The organism is Clostridium sp. MD294, from assembly GCF_000364165.2.
In the GTDB taxonomy this organism is placed as follows: domain Bacteria; phylum Bacillota; class Clostridia; order Lachnospirales; family Anaerotignaceae; genus Coprocola.
This window is the reverse complement of sequence record NZ_CP097810.1, coordinates 1,334,015-1,351,203: the sequence shown is the minus strand read 5'-3', so window position 1 is coordinate 1,351,203 and position 17,189 is coordinate 1,334,015. Positions and strand designations below refer to the sequence as shown.

19 protein-coding genes, 1 tRNA gene and 1 rRNA gene are annotated in these 17,189 nt (G+C 31.8%); 4 read left to right on the top strand and 17 right to left on the bottom strand.

Going from position 1 to position 17,189, the window contains the following annotated elements; genetic code table 11:
- Positions 1 to 193: 193 nt before the first annotated feature.
- The 6 genes from C820_RS06670 to trmL form a co-directional block, all read right to left on the bottom strand.
- Complete coding sequence (locus tag C820_RS06670; RefSeq protein WP_004038778.1) at positions 194 to 2,608, bottom strand: Lon protease family protein; 2,415 nt, start codon at positions 2,606 to 2,608, stop codon at positions 194 to 196.
- Positions 2,609 to 2,640: 32 nt separating this feature from the next.
- Positions 2,641 to 3,108, bottom strand: a complete 468-nt coding sequence (gene rimI / locus C820_RS06665; protein ID WP_004038780.1) for a ribosomal protein S18-alanine N-acetyltransferase — start codon at positions 3,106 to 3,108, stop codon at positions 2,641 to 2,643.
- Positions 3,102 to 3,812, bottom strand: coding sequence for a tRNA (adenosine(37)-N6)-threonylcarbamoyltransferase complex dimerization subunit type 1 TsaB (gene tsaB, locus C820_RS06660; RefSeq protein ID WP_004038782.1), 711 nt, complete (start codon positions 3,810 to 3,812; stop codon positions 3,102 to 3,104). The genes rimI and tsaB overlap by 7 nt, the downstream gene beginning before the upstream one ends.
- Entirely contained in the window at positions 3,809 to 4,243 is a 435-nt protein-coding gene (gene tsaE / locus C820_RS06655; protein ID WP_004038784.1) for a tRNA (adenosine(37)-N6)-threonylcarbamoyltransferase complex ATPase subunit type 1 TsaE, read from the bottom strand. The genes tsaB and tsaE overlap by 4 nt, the downstream gene beginning before the upstream one ends.
- Positions 4,244 to 4,246: 3 nt before the next feature.
- Positions 4,247 to 4,486, bottom strand: coding sequence for a hypothetical protein (locus tag C820_RS06650; protein ID WP_004038786.1), 240 nt, complete (start codon positions 4,484 to 4,486; stop codon positions 4,247 to 4,249).
- 72 nt (positions 4,487 to 4,558) lie between these two features.
- Entirely contained in the window at positions 4,559 to 5,047 is a 489-nt protein-coding gene (gene trmL / locus C820_RS06645) for a tRNA (uridine(34)/cytosine(34)/5-carboxymethylaminomethyluridine(34)-2'-O)-methyltransferase TrmL (RefSeq protein ID WP_004038788.1), read from the bottom strand.
- Positions 5,048 to 5,183: 136 nt separating this feature from the next.
- Here trmL and C820_RS06640 point away from each other — a divergent pair, with 136 nt between their 5' ends.
- Positions 5,184 to 5,591: a Fur family transcriptional regulator gene (locus C820_RS06640; protein WP_004038791.1), complete on the top strand. Its 408-nt coding sequence runs from the start codon at positions 5,184 to 5,186 to the stop codon at positions 5,589 to 5,591.
- 52 nt (positions 5,592 to 5,643) lie between these two features.
- On the opposite strand, the gene C820_RS06635 is transcribed toward C820_RS06640, so the two are convergent.
- From C820_RS06635 to C820_RS06625, 3 genes are all read right to left on the bottom strand, one after another.
- A complete protein-coding gene (locus tag C820_RS06635) occupies positions 5,644 to 6,357 on the bottom strand; it encodes a DUF2161 family putative PD-(D/E)XK-type phosphodiesterase (protein WP_004038794.1) in 714 nt (237 codons plus the stop codon).
- 3 nt (positions 6,358 to 6,360) lie between these two features.
- The gene (locus tag C820_RS06630; protein ID WP_004038796.1) at positions 6,361 to 7,602 is read right to left on the bottom strand and encodes an aminopeptidase P family protein; all 1,242 of its coding nucleotides are present in this window, start codon (positions 7,600 to 7,602) and stop codon (positions 6,361 to 6,363) included.
- 88 nt (positions 7,603 to 7,690) lie between these two features.
- A complete protein-coding gene (locus tag C820_RS06625) occupies positions 7,691 to 10,339 on the bottom strand; it encodes a calcium-translocating P-type ATPase, PMCA-type (protein WP_004038797.1) in 2,649 nt (882 codons plus the stop codon).
- Between the two features lie 112 nt (positions 10,340 to 10,451).
- Here C820_RS06625 and C820_RS06620 point away from each other — a divergent pair, with 112 nt between their 5' ends.
- The 3 genes from C820_RS06620 to C820_RS06610 all read left to right on the top strand — a co-directional run bounded on the left by C820_RS06620 (position 10,452) and on the right by C820_RS06610 (position 12,413).
- Positions 10,452 to 11,036 carry a manganese efflux pump gene (locus C820_RS06620; protein WP_004038798.1) on the top strand — a complete coding sequence of 195 codons (585 nt, stop codon included), beginning with the start codon at positions 10,452 to 10,454 and terminating at the stop codon, positions 11,034 to 11,036.
- A gap of 239 nt (positions 11,037 to 11,275) precedes the next feature.
- Positions 11,276 to 11,506, top strand: coding sequence for a glycosyltransferase family protein (locus tag C820_RS06615; protein WP_004038800.1), 231 nt, complete (start codon positions 11,276 to 11,278; stop codon positions 11,504 to 11,506).
- Positions 11,507 to 11,639: 133 nt separating this feature from the next.
- Positions 11,640 to 12,413 carry an SMI1/KNR4 family protein gene (locus tag C820_RS06610; RefSeq protein WP_004038802.1) on the top strand — a complete coding sequence of 258 codons (774 nt, stop codon included), beginning with the start codon at positions 11,640 to 11,642 and terminating at the stop codon, positions 12,411 to 12,413.
- Between the two features lie 47 nt (positions 12,414 to 12,460).
- On the opposite strand, the gene C820_RS06605 is transcribed toward C820_RS06610, so the two are convergent.
- The 8 genes from C820_RS06605 to C820_RS06570 form a co-directional block, all read right to left on the bottom strand.
- A complete protein-coding gene (locus C820_RS06605) occupies positions 12,461 to 12,994 on the bottom strand; it encodes a hypothetical protein (RefSeq protein WP_004038804.1) in 534 nt (177 codons plus the stop codon).
- Positions 12,995 to 13,139: 145 nt separating this feature from the next.
- Complete coding sequence (locus C820_RS06600; protein WP_004038806.1) at positions 13,140 to 13,367, bottom strand: hypothetical protein; 228 nt, start codon at positions 13,365 to 13,367, stop codon at positions 13,140 to 13,142.
- Between the two features lie 64 nt (positions 13,368 to 13,431).
- Positions 13,432 to 13,512: transfer RNA gene (locus C820_RS06595), tRNA-Tyr, on the bottom strand.
- Positions 13,513 to 13,575: 63 nt separating this feature from the next.
- Positions 13,576 to 15,099 (bottom strand): 16S ribosomal RNA (locus tag C820_RS06590).
- A 50-nt stretch (positions 15,100 to 15,149) separates the two neighbouring features.
- Entirely contained in the window at positions 15,150 to 15,299 is a 150-nt protein-coding gene (locus tag C820_RS06585) for a hypothetical protein (protein ID WP_004038807.1), read from the bottom strand.
- 211 nt (positions 15,300 to 15,510) lie between these two features.
- The gene (locus C820_RS06580) at positions 15,511 to 16,251 is read right to left on the bottom strand and encodes an NAD-dependent protein deacylase (RefSeq protein ID WP_004038808.1); all 741 of its coding nucleotides are present in this window, start codon (positions 16,249 to 16,251) and stop codon (positions 15,511 to 15,513) included.
- A 13-nt stretch (positions 16,252 to 16,264) separates the two neighbouring features.
- Positions 16,265 to 16,753: a hypothetical protein gene (locus C820_RS06575; RefSeq protein WP_004038809.1), complete on the bottom strand. Its 489-nt coding sequence runs from the start codon at positions 16,751 to 16,753 to the stop codon at positions 16,265 to 16,267.
- 3 nt (positions 16,754 to 16,756) lie between these two features.
- Entirely contained in the window at positions 16,757 to 17,143 is a 387-nt protein-coding gene (locus tag C820_RS06570; protein WP_004038810.1) for a hypothetical protein, read from the bottom strand.
- Between the last annotated feature and the right edge of the window lie 46 nt (positions 17,144 to 17,189).

The following is a 17,189-nucleotide window of genomic DNA, read 5'->3' as shown; positions in this document are numbered from 1 at the left end:
TCCTTTCCTAATTTCTTCTTTTTTTGCGCTGCAATCTGCGTTTTATAGTCATATATTACTTCCATTATTTTATACCAAATTAGTATACCAAAAAACTGTACTATTGTCGAAAGTTCTTGTATTAATTTTTGTTTAAAAATAGAAAAAGAATGTTACTCTCTTACGATTTCACATTCTTTTTTTTAAATATTTATTATTTTTCTATTTTTTCCCCTGATGCTCCTTTATAATAAGCTTTCAATTTTTTCATTACTTTACCATGTACACTATTAGCAGGATATTTTCCATTTTTATTTTTTTGTCCTGCTTCCATATCCATAAGCAACGCAATGCCTTCTTCCAATGTAGATATCGCATAAATATGAAATGCACCCTGTTTTACTGCTTCTATTACTTCATCTTTCAACACAAGGTCTTTAATATTAGTTTCTGGTATAATTACCCCTTGTGTACCTGTCAATCCTCTTTTTTTACACAAGTCAAAAAAACCTTCAATTTTATATGTTACGCCACCTATTGCTTGTATCTCTCCTCTTTGGTTGATAGAACCTGTTACTGCCAAGTCCTGTCTAATAGGCACTTCTGCCAAGCTAGATAGTATACAATACAATTCTGTACTAGAAGCACTATCTCCATCTATACCATTATAATTTTGTTCAAAACACACTCTACAAGAAAGAGAAAGCGGAAACTCTTGTGCATAAGTCTGCCCCAAAAATCCAGTTAATATCTGTATTCCTTTATCATGTGTTTGGCCACTGAGCTGTGCTTCTTTTTCAATATTAATAATACCAGACTCTCCCATATATGTCGTTGCTGTAATACGACAAGGATTTCCAAAAGCATAGCTTCCCATATCCAAAACAGCAAGGCCATTTATCTGTCCTATTTTACTGCCTTCTGTATCTATCATAATGACCTTTTCATCAAGCATTTCTCCAAGTTTTTCTTCATACATTTTCAATCTTTGCTCTTTTTGTTCTATTGCTTTTTTAATATGTTTTGCTGTAATAAGAGTATCTCCTGACAATTTCGCCCATGCTGCTGCTTCTCCCATTACTTCCGTTAAGCGATTAAATCGTGTGCTTAATTTATCTTGTCTTTCCGCTGTTCTTGAAGAATATTCTATTACAGCACAAACTGCATCTGCTGTAAAATGTGCGGTATGTTCTTTTTCTGAAAATTTTTTTATAAATTGTGCCAATTTAACAATATTTTCATCATTTCTTTTCATTTCATAATCAAATTCTGCTTTTATTTTGAAAAATTTGTCAAATTCATCATCAAATTCACTTAGCACATCATAATAATATTCACTGCCTATCAATATAATTTTAAAATCTGCTGGAACAGGTTCAGGCTTTAACACTGGTGCAACAATTGCTCCCATTTGTTCTCTTAAATTATCCATAGCAATCTCTTTTGTTTTAATTACTCTACGTATTGCCTCCCAAGACTGTGGATTTGACAATATATCTTGTGCCTGCAATATCAAATAGCCTCCATTTGCTTTATGAAACAATCCTGCTTTTATTTTCATAAAATCTGTAGTTAAATTACCAAATTCACTATCATATTCTACTTCTCCTACTAAATTATAATAAGTTGGATTAAAATGTACTACAACTGGTGCTCCTTCTGTTTCAGAATGGTCTACTATTAAATTTACTTTATATTTTTGTGTAATATCTTCTGAACTTTTTTTTGAAAACAAAGGCAATAATGATGCAATACTTTCATCAACTTCTTCTTCTTCTTCAAAAAATTGGCTGATATTTTCTAATACATCTTCTTTGACATCATTGATATAGGAAATAACTCTCGTATATTCTTTGTATTTTTCTTGAACAGAATTGACATGATGCCCTATTGCAAACATACCTACTTTATAATCTAAATCATCTGTTTGCTTTTTACATTCTTTTTCCAGCTCTCTTAAATCTCTCATAATTGTGCCTGCTTTTTCCTGCACTACATTAGAAGCTTTATCTATTGCTTCTTGTTGTTCTTCTTCCAATTTATCATATTCTTCTTCATTGATTGTTTTACCATCTATAATAGGCATAAAATAAATACCAGAATTAGAGGAACGAAGCTGAAAACCATTCTCTTTTGCCATATCAGACATTTCTTTCATATAAATGTCCTTTTTTTCATCAAATTTTTTTAATATAACACTTTTTTCTTTTTCATAATCTTCAGAACGAAATACTTTTTGTATCTCTGTTTTAAATATTTGTACTAATTCACTCATATCCTCTTTAAACTGTTTTCCCATGCCTGCTTTAAAACGCAATGCCAAAGGTGTTCTAGGATTTTGAAAATGATATACATAACACCAATCATAAGGTACAGGTTCTGTTGCCGCAATTTTTTTAGTACTGATTTTTGCATAAGTTGTTTTTCCTGTACCTGAAGGTCCTGTCATAAATATGTTATATCCCTGCATTTTTACTGTTAATCCAAAATCGAAGGCTTTCACTGCCCTTTCTTGACCAATTACTCCACCATCTAATGATGAAATTTCTTCTGTCGTCTGAAATGAAAAATCAGAAGGAGAACAGATATTTTTTAATTGTTTATAGTTCAATTCTTTTGTCTGTGGCATAAAAACAAGCCTCCTTTTCTATTTCAATCAATCTATTCTGGTTGATAGTTTTCATAATTAGGAAAATATTTCCACATAATTACAGCATCTTCTTTAGTATCTTCATAATAGTTTTTACGAAATCCTTCTGGACGAAATCCATATTTTATATATAATTTTTGTGCTGCTATATTACTGATACGAACTTCTAATGTAATTCCTATCATTTCATATTCTTCTGCTATACGAATAATTTGTTCTATTAAAGCATTACCTATGCCTTGTTTACGGTATTCTGGTAACACAGCAACATTTGTAATATGTCCTTCTGTCACAACGTGCCACATTCCTGCATATCCTACTATTTTACCATCTAATACTGCAATAATATACATAGCTAATTTATTTTCTTTTATTTCTCTTTCAAAAGCTTGCTTTGTCCATGGAATTGCAAAACACGCTTCTTCTATTTGAAGTACGTCTTGAATATGCTCTTGTGTCATTTGCTGTATTTCTAGCACAACGCTTCCCCCTTCAGTTTTTGCTCTCTTTCTCTTTCTGCCTGAGGTTTTCTTAAATAAATTAATTCTAATTCATTCCCTTTTATGATTTCTCCTTTTTCTATCAGTTTTACTGCCAGTGCTGCAACACTTGCCCCTCTTTGCAAATTGCAATGAGAAGGAGCAAAACAAAAATTCTTTTCTTTTAAAAGTAATTGTTTATGCACAGCAACACCATCTCCCAAAAATATTATTTTATTTTGATAGTTTTTTGCTTGTTGCATTACTTCCTCTATAGGTAATGCACTATATTCTGTTAATCTACAAAATTCATTCTCTCTCCATTGATAAAATGCAGTATACACTTGTTGTCTTCTTGCGTCCATAATAGGACAAATTATTGCATCTGTATCAAATATATTATATGCTAAAGCATCTAATGTCGGAACGGCAACAACTTTAATATTACCGCCTAACGCAAGTCCTTTTACTGTTGCTGCACCAATACGCAAACCTGTAAAAGAACCAGGTCCACAAGAACAAGCTATATAATCTACTGTAGACAAATCTAGTTCTATTTTTTGACTAATTTCATCTATCATAGGTAGTATCGTTTGAGAATGTGTCATTTTATAGTTAATACTATATTCTGCTATTATTACATCATTTTCTAATATTGCTGCTGATGCTGTTTGTCCTGTGGTATCAATTGCCAATACTTTCAAGCTTGTCCCTCCTCTATTACAATTTTACGATAACATTCGCTTTTGGTATAATCTTTTTGTATAGTGATATGAAAAACCTCTTTAGGAAGCAATTCTTTTATCATTTCTGCCCATTCTACCATACAAACCCCTTTTCCAAAAAAGTATTCTTCATATCCTGTATATTCCATTTCTTCTAATGAACCTATACGATATACATCAAAATGATAAAAAGGTAATTTTCCCTCATATTCATTCACAATAGTAAAAGTAGGACTTGTAACATCTTCTTCTTTTATACCAAGTCCTTTTGCAAATCCTTTTGTAAATATTGTCTTTCCTACTCCCAAATCGCCATTTAAACAATAGATTTCTCCTGCTTTAGACTGTTCTCCTAATAAAAAACCTATTTTTTTTGTTTCTTCCTCTGAAAAAGTTTCATATATTTTCATTATTTATCTCTCTTTCAATATCACAAATATTCTTTTCATATAGTAACAATACTCTTTTATTATACTAAATCCTTTTTTAATATTACGAAAAATAGCTTTTATATTACTTTTTTTCACTTTTTTGATTTTCTTTTTCTTTTTAGGCAGAAATCGTTTTGTTATGCTGAATATACTTTTTGCTTTTGGAACATATGCGATGCCCATTTGTCCCCATTTTAAAAATTTTGTTGCTTTTTGCAGCATATTACAATCACCTTCCTTTTTATGATACCATACACTGTTTATTTCCAAAAGACTTTTTTATTTTTTAGTATATTACCATGTGTGTCTATGAAGTTGTCCTTCTTTTAGCAATCCTTTAAAATTTTGCTGTCGTAATGCCTCATACAATACAACTGCTACTGCATTTGACAAATTTAAACTTCTTGCTTGCTCAAACATAGGAATTCTTATTGCTGTTTGCTGATACTGAAGTAATATTTCCTCTGGTATTCCTGCACTCTCTTTTCCAAACATAATATAATCATTTTCACTGTATGTTACATCAGTATATAACTTTTTCGATTTTGTTGTTGCCATAAATATTTTAGCATTTCCATTTTTTTGTAAAAAATCGTCAAAATTATCATAATAATATATATCAAGCAAATTCCAATAGTCCAAACCTGCTCTTTTTAAATATTTATCTTCTGTAGAAAATCCTAATGGTTTTATGAAATGTAATGCAGTATGTGTTGCTGCACAGCTTCTAGCTATATTTCCTGCGTTCTGTGGAATTTCTGGTTCTAATAATACAATATTCATATTTTTTCCTCTATTCTAACATTATTTTACTTTTTTCAACATTATATACTTTTCTTTTCCATAAAATTCTATTGACATAATACTTATCATGTATTATTATTAAATAACAATAATTATTATTTAAGGAGCATTTTTTATGAAAGACATTACTAAAATTTTAAGAGCAAAAGGATTAAAGGTTACCCCTCAAAGGATTGCCATATATGCCATGCTTTCCCATACAAAAGAGCATCCAAATGCTGAAATGATTTATCAAGCACTAGAACCTACTAATCCTACATTAAGTTTAGCCACTGTTTACAAAACATTATGTCTTTTTAAATCCTGCGGATTAGTACAGGAGTTAAGTGTGGGTGAGCCTAGTGCTAGATATGATGCTATTATACAATCTCATCCTCATGCAGTTTGTACTTGTTGCGGAAAAGTAACTGACATTGCTTATGACATTCTGGAACAGCTTCATCAGCAGGCCTGTCATTATACAGATTTTTCATTAGAGTCAGAGCAGCTTATATTTTATGGTAAATGCCCTAGCTGTAAATAGTGACACACTGTACTTACAAAAAAGGCAGGAATTCCCCAGCCTTTTTTGATTTTTATTTCACTGATTTCCATTTTTTTTGGTAATATGTTATCACTTCTTTATATTCTTTTTGCTCTAGTATCTCTTTTCCCTTCTCTGACAAACGATATACTCCTCTACTTACTCTTTCATACCATTGATATACATTTGTATTAAGCATTTTAATATGATTTTCTTTTATATTATTTTTACGCAAAAAAGCACAAGACACTTCTTCTTTTTGCTGCAATATACAGCATAATTCTAGTGCCTTTTCTTTATATGCTGTTATAATTTTTTTTCGTGTCATTCCTCCTACATTATAATCTCCTGTACGCTGCTGCATTTCCAAAAGTAATTTTTTACTTTTTTTATTATTTTTAGAAATGTTATTATCATTTGGCTGCAATAGCACATCTACTGTTTTTATAGGACTATCTACTGCTACTGTTAAAAGCCCTATTCCTAAACGTTTGAGCAATTTTAGCATATTTTGAAACTGTTTTGTATTTTGGGACTTTATTGGTCTTGGTATTGCTACAAAAACATTTTCACACATTGTTTGTCTATCTATTGCTTGATACACCAATTTTAGCTGAAATGTTTTTTTAAGCTCCACAATGACAATATCATTTTCTTTTTGTGCTACAACATCACAACCATTTACTTCACTTTTTACACTATAATTTTGTTTTGTAAAAAATTCGCATACAGGAGCATATAAATCCATTTCTCTATACGATTTCATTTATTACTCCTTTGACATAAATGCCTCTATTTCTTCTACTGTTTTTATCATTTTTTCAGAAAGTACTTTACAACCATTTTCTGTTACTACAACATCATCTTCTATTCTAATGCCTATTTCCCACTGCTCTATATAAAGTCCAGGCTCTACTGTAAGTACCATATTAGGTTTTAAAAGTTTTTCTTGATACCTACCTATATCATGTGTTTCTGCTCCCAAATAATGGCTTACACCATGATAATAATAGTTTGAAACATCTTCCATTGTTTTTACAATACCTAATTTTTTTAATTCTTCAAAATAATGTTCTTTCAATATTTCATTTAAACGATAAAAAGGCACATTAGGTTTGATTGCTTCTATTACCTTTTTTTGTCCTTCTAATACAATATTATAAACTACTTTCTGTCTTTCTGTAAATTTTCCGTTTACTGGAAATGTTCTTGTAATATCTCCATTATACCAATTTTTTTGAGCTCCTACATCAAATAATATTAAATCTCCTTCTTTTGTTTTACTATTGTTTTCCATATAGTGCAATATTGTGCCATTTTTTCCTGCTGCTGCAATACTTTGAAATGCTTTTTGTTTTACACCATTCTGCTTTAACACAAAATCAAAATAAGCTTCCATTTCATATTCCATCATACCTACTTTGGCATTTTTCATAATACTTTCTATACCTTTTATGGTAATATCTATTGCTTTTTGTATCAAATCAATTTCATATTGTTCTTTAATTTCTCTCATTTCTGCAAACACTGTATAACTATTTTTTTGTGTTATTGCTGGAAAATATTCTCTTACTTTTTTAGCAAATGCTAATGCAGGTGTTATATTATTTTCAAATTCTCTACACTCCATATCAATATAACATATCTCTACATTATTTTTAAAAATATATTCTGCAAAATCTTTCTCAAACTGGTCTATATAGCTTATATTTTCAATTCCAGAACATTCCTTTGCCTCTTCTACTGTCATATTTGCTCCTACCCATTTCGCCATATCTCCATTATCTCTTTGTATATACAATGTAACTTGTTTTTGTTTTTTAGCAAAAAACAATATACAATTTTGTTCTGCTACGCCACTCACGTAATAAAAATTTCTGTCTGGTGAAAAAGGGTATTTTTCATCTCCTCTTTTTGTAGGAGCATTTCCTGCAAAAAGTACTGCTACACTATTATCTTCTAATTTTGAAAATAATTTTTCTCTATTTTTTATAAAAAATGGTTCTGCCATAATTTTATTCCTCCTTTTTTGCTTATTATAATACAAAACAATGAAAAAGCAATCCTATTTTTATCAATAGAATTGCCTTTATTACATATTAATCTATTTCTTTTTGATTTTTTATACTTATTCTATCTTTCCATTTTTCCAATTCTACCACAACGATAGGTACAAATGCCAATAACGCTACAATTCCCCACTGCACTGCTTCTAACTGTTTTACTTTAAATATAGTAGACAATACTGGAACCATTATTACACCTACTTGCAATATTGTTCCTATCAAAAAAGCTCCTACTAAATAAACATTACTAAAAAGCGAAATAGTAAATATAGAATGTTCTGTTCTCATATTAAATGCGTGTATTAACTGTGAAATACTTAGCACAGCAAATGCCATTGTTCTACCTATAATATGCTGTTCTGCTTCATCAAAATAAATATGACCGATAGCAAAAGCCAAAAGTGCCAACATACCAATCATACAGCCTTCCAATGCAATTCTTACTCCCATACCATCAGAAAACATACTTTTACTACTATTTTCTGGCTTCCTTTCCATAATATCTTTGTCGCTAGGGTCTAATCCCAATGCTATAGCTGGAAGAGAGTCTGTCACTAAATTTACCCACAAAAGCTGTATAGGTAAAAGAGGTGTTGACCAACCAAAACACATCGCAACAAATATAGTAATAATTTCTCCTATATTACTAGAAAGCAAAAAATGTACTGCCTTTTTAATATTATCATAAATGCCTCGCCCTTGTTTTACTGCTTCTACTATTGTGGCAAAATTGTCATCTGTCAATATCATATCTGCCGCACCTTTTGCTACTTCTGTACCATTTTTTCCCATAGCACAGCCTATATCTGCTGTTTTAAGTGCAGGAGCATCATTTACACCATCTCCTGTCATAGCAACTACATTGCCTTGACTTTGAAATGCTTTTACAATTCTAACTTTATGTTCTGGCGAAACTCTTGCAAATACAGAATATTGACTGATTTGTTCTGACAATATTTCATCTGATATTTTTTGTAATTCTTCTCCTGTCATACATTTATCATTTTTTTCATAAATGCCCAATTCTTTAGCAATTGCTTTTGCCGTTAAAACATGGTCACCTGTAATCATAACTGCTTTAATACCTGCTTTTTTACAGATTTCTACTGCTTTTTTGGCTTCTGGTCTTGGTGGGTCTATCATTCCTATCATTCCCACAAATGTCAAATTATTTTCTAATTTTTTTTGTTCTGATATATTTGGTTTTTTCTCCCACTTTTTATAAGCAACTGCAATGACTCTCAATGCCTGCTCTGCAAGTTGTCCATTCATTTTTTTTGCTTGTCCTTTTTTTGTGTTTGAAAATGTTACAACAGTACTATGCTCTATACAATGACTGCATCTATCTAAAAGCACATCAGGTGCTCCTTTTGTAATAGACAAAAAGCTACCATCTTCCATTTTATGTACTGTTGTCATTAATTTCCTTTCTGATGAAAATGGTATTTCTCCTACTCTTTTATGTTCTTTTTTCAAACGTATAAAATTTTCTCCAGACTGCTCTAATGCCTCTACTAATGCACTTTCTGTAGGCTCTCCTACAATAATACTGCCTTCTTTTCTACAATCATTACACAGACATGCTAATGACAATACATTGATATTATATTCCCCTTGCTGTTCTGTTCTAAAATCACTGACTTTTACCACTTTCATTTTATTTTGTGTTAATGTACCTGTTTTATCAGAACATATTACACTTGCTCCCCCTAACGTTTCTACTGCGGGCAGCCTTCTTATAATAGTATTCTTTTTAGACATTCTTTGCATACCTATTGCAAGTACTATTGTTACAATAGCAGGCAGTCCCTCTGGTATTGCCGCTACAGCTAGACTCACTGATGTCATAAACATTTCAAACGGGTCTGCTTTTGTAAGTAATCCCATACAAAATATCACAAGACAAATTACTAAAGCTCCTATACCTAATATTTTTCCTGTTTGTCCCAATTTTTTTTGAAGTGGTGTTTGATTTTCTTTTTCTTGTGCTATCATTTTAGCAATATGTCCTACTTCTGTTTCTAGTGCTGTTGCTGTTACAATGGCTTTTGCTCTACCATATGTAATATAAGAAGAACACAATACCATATTACTTCTATCTCCTAGCAAAGTGTGTTCTTTACAAATCATATTCGCATTTTTTTCTACTGCTACAGACTCTCCTGTAATAGCACTCTCTTCTGCTTTTAAACTTTCTGTTTCTATTAGTCTACCATCTGCACAAACATAATCCCCTGCTTCTAATACAAGTATATCTCCAACAACAACATCTTCTCCTTCTATTTCTTTTACAACACCCTCTCTTAACACTTTCGCTTTTGGTGCAGACAGTTTTTTCAATGCTTCTAATGCTTTTTCTGCTCTACTTTGTTGCACCATTCCCAACACTGCATTTACTCCTACTATTAACAATATAATAGCTGAGTCCACAAAATCTTTTTCTCCATTGATATAAGATACTGCAAAAGATACTACAGAGGCAGAAATTAACACAATTACCATAAAATCATTTAGCTGCTCTAAAAAACGATAAAAAAGCCCTTTTTTATTTCCTTCATAATGTAATGTATTTTTTCCTTGTTCTTGTAATCTCTTTTGTGCTGTTTCTGTAGAAAGTCCTTTTTTTATGCTTGTCCCTAACAGTTTTTCTATTTCCTGAGGACTTTTTTCCCAGCAATTCATAATAACCACCCTTTCTTTTGTTTCTTTGTTATCTTATGTTTTTCTTTTACTATATGAAACAACTTTCCAAAATATGCTAACTGCATATTATGAACAATAGGAGGTGTATAATATGTTGTTAGTAACATTACTGGCAATTTCTTTGAGTATAGATGCACTTGGTATAGGACTATCTTATGGTATCAGAAATATTTCTATACCATTTTTTACAAAATTAATATTGCTTTTAGAAAATATTTTTTTTATGGCTATTTTTATATTATTAGGAAATCACATAAAACTATTTTTTAATGTAGAAATTGCAAACACATTAGGCATTATATTATTGTTTTTTATGGGAATATGGTTCTGTTATCAAAGTGTTCAAAAAAAACAATGTCAAAATTCTATAGAAATGCTTCGCAATCCTTCTCACTGTGATAAAGATAATTCTTCTCACATTGACGCAAAAGAAGGACTTTGTTTAGGATTTATACTTTCTATTGACTCTATGGGTGCTGGTATTGCAGCGGGTGCTGCAGAAATTTGTATTGTACTTCTTCCTTTTTTTACAGCAATATTTCAAATAGTATTTTTGAGTACAGGTATTTACTGCGGAAAACATTTAAAAAATTGTTATACTATAAAAGAAACACTATGGACAGCTTTTTCTGGTTGTATACTAATTATTATTGCTTTGATACGTATTTTATTTTGACAGAATCAATATTTAATTTGTACATCACGCACATATATTTACAGATATACGCAATTTGTACAATAACAACACTGTTATTTCTACATTATTATAAAATAGTGCTATCGTTTTTTTTACAAAGGTAATCTCGCACAAAAACCTTTCTTAATTTTTTCTATTATTTTTGGAAAATAATGATATTGTTTTTCCTATTAACATGATATACTAAAAACAAAAAGAGCTCTCAGAGGAGGGATAGTATGCTAACAATATTGAACCGAAAAGAACTCTGCATTACGTTTTCATTACAACAACAGTCAAATATAAGAGCATCTCTTACAAAAAATCATATCCCTTATACTGTAAATGAGATTACTCCATCTGCTCCTGGTTTAGGAGTGGTTGACTTAGAAAAAGAATGTATTAGTCAATACATTATTTATGTACACAAAGATGACTTTGAAAAGGCAAAATTTTTAACGGATTTATAATTTTATTGATTTAGTAAGTAACTTTTTTTATATAATAAAGAGTTGCTTACTTTATTTTTATAAACAGCACTACTTTATACATCATCATACTAAAATTTTGTCTTTTGCATATTAAATTTAAGGAGTGGTATTTATGCCTAATAAGAAATATCATATTAGTGCTGAAGACTTAATTACTATATTATACCGTAATTCGCCAAGCTGTTTAGGATTTTCAGAAAATGCTATTAGAAATTCTGAACAATACTTAGGTATCAAAATACCCGAAGTTTATAGAAATTTTTTACTTCATAGTGGTAATGCTGAAATAAATGATTTTTTAAACCATATTTTATTTCCAGATGAAATTTCTTTCTCTTATGACATTATTGCAGAAAATATACAATATAAAAAGCAATACTGGAAAAAATACGATTTATCAGAAAAAGAGAAAAAAAATCCTTATTACATTCTTTCTCAATTACCAGAAGATACTTGGCACACTATTACTAAAAATTATTTAGTAATATGGTATGAAAATCAAGGAGTTTTTCATGCTGGTATATTATATGATGATTTAAAATTACCAGATCCACCTGTATACATAACAGTTGATGACGACTTTTTTCAATGGTGCTGTTGCTCGAATTCTACTAATTCTTTTTTACTTTCTATGATTATAGAAGCTTTATTAAATGGTGGAAAAAATATTATAAAATATAACACTTTCACTACTTACGAAACAAAACAAGACATCAATGAGTGTTTATATACTCATCATATTGATTTAGAAGCATTTTTTCCTCAAAACTATTTTCCTTATTTTTGCAAAAATATTCGCACTTGCTGGGACGAAAAAAATAAGGAACTTTTTATATGTCTTTTAAAAGAAAATATTCCCAACACACTTTTATTTTTAAAACTATAAAAAAAGTCCCTTGTAGTATTTTCTACAAGGGACTTTTCATTTTAATTTTATTCTTTTTGTTCTTTTATAAAAATACCTTTTACAGTTTCACCATCTTCAGCATAATCAATCATAATTATATCATCTGGTTGAATGTCTTCTATACTTCCTTGTTCTCCACCTTCTATATGAATTTCAATATCTTCATTTAATGTAATTTCTATCTCCTCTTCACTAAAATTCAACTCTTTTTCTAATTTATCATGTCTTGGTCTTTCTTCTTCGCCTTCTGGTACTGGTGGTCTTTCTGGTCTTTCTCCTTCTTCTCCTTCTTGCATTGGTGGCCTTTCTGGTCTTTCTCCCTCTTCACCCTCTGGCAGTTCTGGTTTTTCTGCTAATGTTACTACTATTGCATTTTCATTTACTGTTACCACTTTTGCTATGTTAAATTGTTTTTCTGATTTTTCTTTTCTTACTTCTATCCTTCTATCATATTCTTGTTTTGCCTCTTCTGTACCATTTTCTGCACCAAATACAGTACAACCTATTGTTAAGCTCAATGTTATACACGTTGCAAATATCATAGCCAATTTCTTTTTCATATTAATTCCTTCTTTCTATTTTTTTATTTATTTTCTATGACATATATCATACAAAATAAAAATGAGAAAAAAAGGAAAAGAGTATTAAAAATATCGAAAAAATTATTAAGAAATAATCAAAAACAGATGAAATATTTTTGATGTTTTATACTATTCCATATTGTTTTAATACTTCTTTTACTATTTTTGCATATTCCTCTTTTACTAAAATTTTATAATAATTTTTTGACTTTCTATTTTGAAAACGATTAAATGATATTGGAATTCTAAGTGTATTATTTATTGTTTTTATTTGATAAGGAATACCTCTTTCATATAATTTTTGTTTAATTGTTATTATTTTACATTCATCAGCCATTACAAAAAATTCCATTAAAACACCTCTTTTTCACAATAAAAAAACTGTCGACATTATCGACAGTTAAAAATGCTAAAAATGGATGGGGAAGGATTCGAACCTTCGAAGCTATCGCAACAGATTTACAGTCTGCCCCCTTTGGCCACTCGGGAACCCATCCAAAACACTGTATATTACTGAAAACAAAATAACGTTTTTATAAATCACAACTTTGTCTCCTTAGAAAGGAGGTGATCCAGCCGCACCTTCCGATACGGCTACCTTGTTACGACTTCACCCCAGTCACTGGCTTCACCTTCGGCGACTCCTCCCTCGCGGTTAGGTCATCGACTTCGGGCGCTTCCAACTCCCATGGTGTGACGGGCGGTGTGTACAAGGCCCGGGAACGTATTCACCGCAACATTCTGATTTGCGATTACTAGCGATTCCAGCTTCATGTACTCGAGTTGCAGACTACAATCCGAACTGGGACTAGGTTTTTGTGCTTTGCTTAACGTCACCGTCTCGCTTCACTTTGTTTCTAGCCATTGTAGCACGTGTGTTGCCCAAGACATAAGGGGCATGATGATTTGACGTCATCCCCACCTTCCTCCGTGTTATCCACGGCAGTCTCTCCAGAGTGCCCAGCTCTACCTGCTGGCTACTGAAGATAAGGGTTGCGCTCGTTGCGGGACTTAACCCAACATCTCACGACACGAGCTGACGACAACCATGCACCACCTGTCTCCCTTGTTCCGAAGAAAAAATGTATCTCTACATTCGTCAAGAGGATGTCAAGCCTTGGTAAGGTTCTTCGCGTTGCTTCGAATTAAACCACATGCTCCACCGCTTGTGCGGGCCCCCGTCAATTCCTTTGAGTTTCAACCTTGCGGTCGTACTCCCCAGGTGGAGTGCTTATTGCGTTTGCTCCGGCACCGGGAATTCCTCCCCGACACCTAGCACTCATCGTTTACAGCGTGGACTACCAGGGTATCTAATCCTGTTCGCTCCCCACGCTTTCGAGCCTCAGCGTCAGTTTCAGTCCAGAAAGCCGCCTTCGCCACTGGTGTTCTTCCTAATATCTACGCATTTCACCGCTACACTAGGAATTCCGCTTTCCTCTCCTGTACTCTAGCTAGATAGTTCGTTATGCTATCCTTAAGTTAAGCTTAAGGCTTTCACATATCGCTTACCTTGCCGCCTACTCTCCCTTTACACCCAGTAATTCCGGATAACGCTTGCCCCCTACGTATTACCGCGGCTGCTGGCACGTAGTTAGCCGGGGCTTCTTATTTAGGTACCGTCATTTCTTTCTTCCCTATTGATAGAAGTTTACAATCCGAAAACCGTCTTCCTTCACGCGGCGTTGCTGCATCAGGCTTTCGCCCATTGTGCAATATTCCCCACTGCTGCCTCCCGTAGGAGTTTGGGCCGTGTCTCAGTCCCAATGTGGCCGGTCACCCTCTCAGGTCGGCTACTGATCGTTGCCTTGGTGGGCTATTATCTCACCAACTAGCTAATCAGATGCGGGCCCATCTTTTACCGAATAAATCCTTTCTTTCTTAGAAGATGCCTCCTAAGAACCGTATGCGGTATTAGTCACCGTTTCCAGTGATTATTCCACAGTAAAAGGCAGGTTGCCCACACGTTACTCACCCGTCCGCCGCTAAAATAATTAAAAGCAAGCTCCTAATTATTTTCGCTCGACTTGCATGTGTTAAGCACGCCGCCAGCGTTCATCCTGAGCCAGGATCAAACTCTTATATTAAAATCCTACCTCATCAGATTATACTGACTTTTGGTTTTGACCTACAAATATTATAGGTCTTTTATACTGATATGAGGCTTATTAACCTCTGTCAAAGCATCTGGCACAAGTTCTTTCACTTGTGATTGTAAATACTCTTGGTCTACATCAAATAAATCCACAAGTATTTCCTTTACTTCATCTTTAATATCAGCAAACATTTTAAAACCTTCTTTTCTTTTTTTATTTCATAATAAAATCTTTTTATTAAATTTTATAGATTATTATTAACCTATAAAAACATTGAATAGACTTGGGTTGTGTTTTATTTCTACGTTATTTTATTTTCAAAGTTCACAGTGCAGTATTTATTTTAACAAACATAAACTGTTTTGTCAACACTATTTTTTCTTTTTTTTCAAAATTTTTATATTATTCTGATATTCCTATTATAGTTCCCAAAACGTTCCCTATTGCATCAGAAATAATCAAATCTGCACTTTTATCATACTGTGTTGCTGATTTATTTATCAAAACCAATTTATTCCCATTATAATATCTTATCAATCCTGCTGCAGGATATACATTTAATGATGTGCCTCCTACTATAAGCATATCTGCTTTTGCAATTTCATCAACTGCTTCCATAATTGTATTGTCGTCTAATCCTTCCTCATAAAGCACTACGTCAGGACGTACTATTCCACCACAAGCATCGCATTTTGTAATGCCTTCCTGATTTGTTACATATTCTAAATCAAATTTTTTATGACATTTTGTACAATAATTTTGATACAATGTTCCATGTAATTCTAAAACTTTTTTACTTCCTGCTCTTTGATGCAAATCATCTATATTTTGTGTGATTACACAGCGAAGTTTTCCCTCTTTTTCCAGTTTAGCTAGTGCTTTATGTGCTTTATTTGGTTTTGCATCTGGATAAAGCAAATTTTTTTTATAATACTGAAAAAATATTTCTGGATTTGACAAAAAAAAGGAGTGGCTCAATATTCTTTCTGGTGAAAAACCATATTCATTCATTGTCATAAAAATACCGTTTTCACTTCTAAAATCAGGAATACCGCTTTCTGTAGAAACGCCTGCTCCTCCAAAAAATACTATTCTATTACTTTGTTCTATCCATTGTTTTAGCTTCTGCCACTTTTCGTCCATATCAGCACCCCTTTTATTCTCTTACAATCCTCAAACACATTGGTTCTTTAAAACCATTTCCAAATATTTTTTTTATTTTTTTATTATCTAATTCACACAATTTACAACATTCTATATTAGGCTTTTCTTTTTCTCCTAGCCAAATTTTCCAAAGTTCTATTTCTTTTGTTTTTTCTAAATGATGTGTAATATAATTTATCAACTCTTTTGCTCTTTGTTCTGTATAGTCCCAACTTAGGTTACAACGATATTTTTTATTTGTATAATCATCAGAATATATTTTCATATCTTCCATTTCTAATGATATACTAATTTCTCCCAAGTCTTCCTTTTTTTTAAAATACATTATTACATCTTTTTTATTTTCATCTATATTCGCAATTAGTTTTTTATTTAATGTAATACCTTTTTCGAGTGCCTCTTTTACAGAAAAGAACATTATTTTCTCATTTTTTACATTTTCTAATAATACATCACTTGCCAAAAACTCATATACGCTCATATATTACACCTTTCTTTTTTCTGCCTCTAATACTTCTATACCTCTACAATAAAAAGAAATGGCATTACTTTCATAATCTATTATCATAAACTTTTTTTCTATGTCAAATTCATAATCTGGATTTTTATCAATATCAAATCCTCCTACAGGGTCTAGCCCTGCCATATAAAACAATGAAACTCCTTCAAACAAAATTTTTGCTCTCATAGTATGGTCCATATTCTCTAATTCTAATATAACAGTCTTTTCTAATTTTCCAGTATTTTCATCTGATTTTACCTTTGCCTCCAAAAAAATAATATGATAAAATATTCCCCAAAACGAAAATTCTGGTTCTGCTGCGTACATCTTTTCCATTCCTTTTATTTCTGTATATCTCTCTTTTTCCATAAAATCACATTTCCCTCTCTTTAATATAAAAAATGCAAAAAATTTT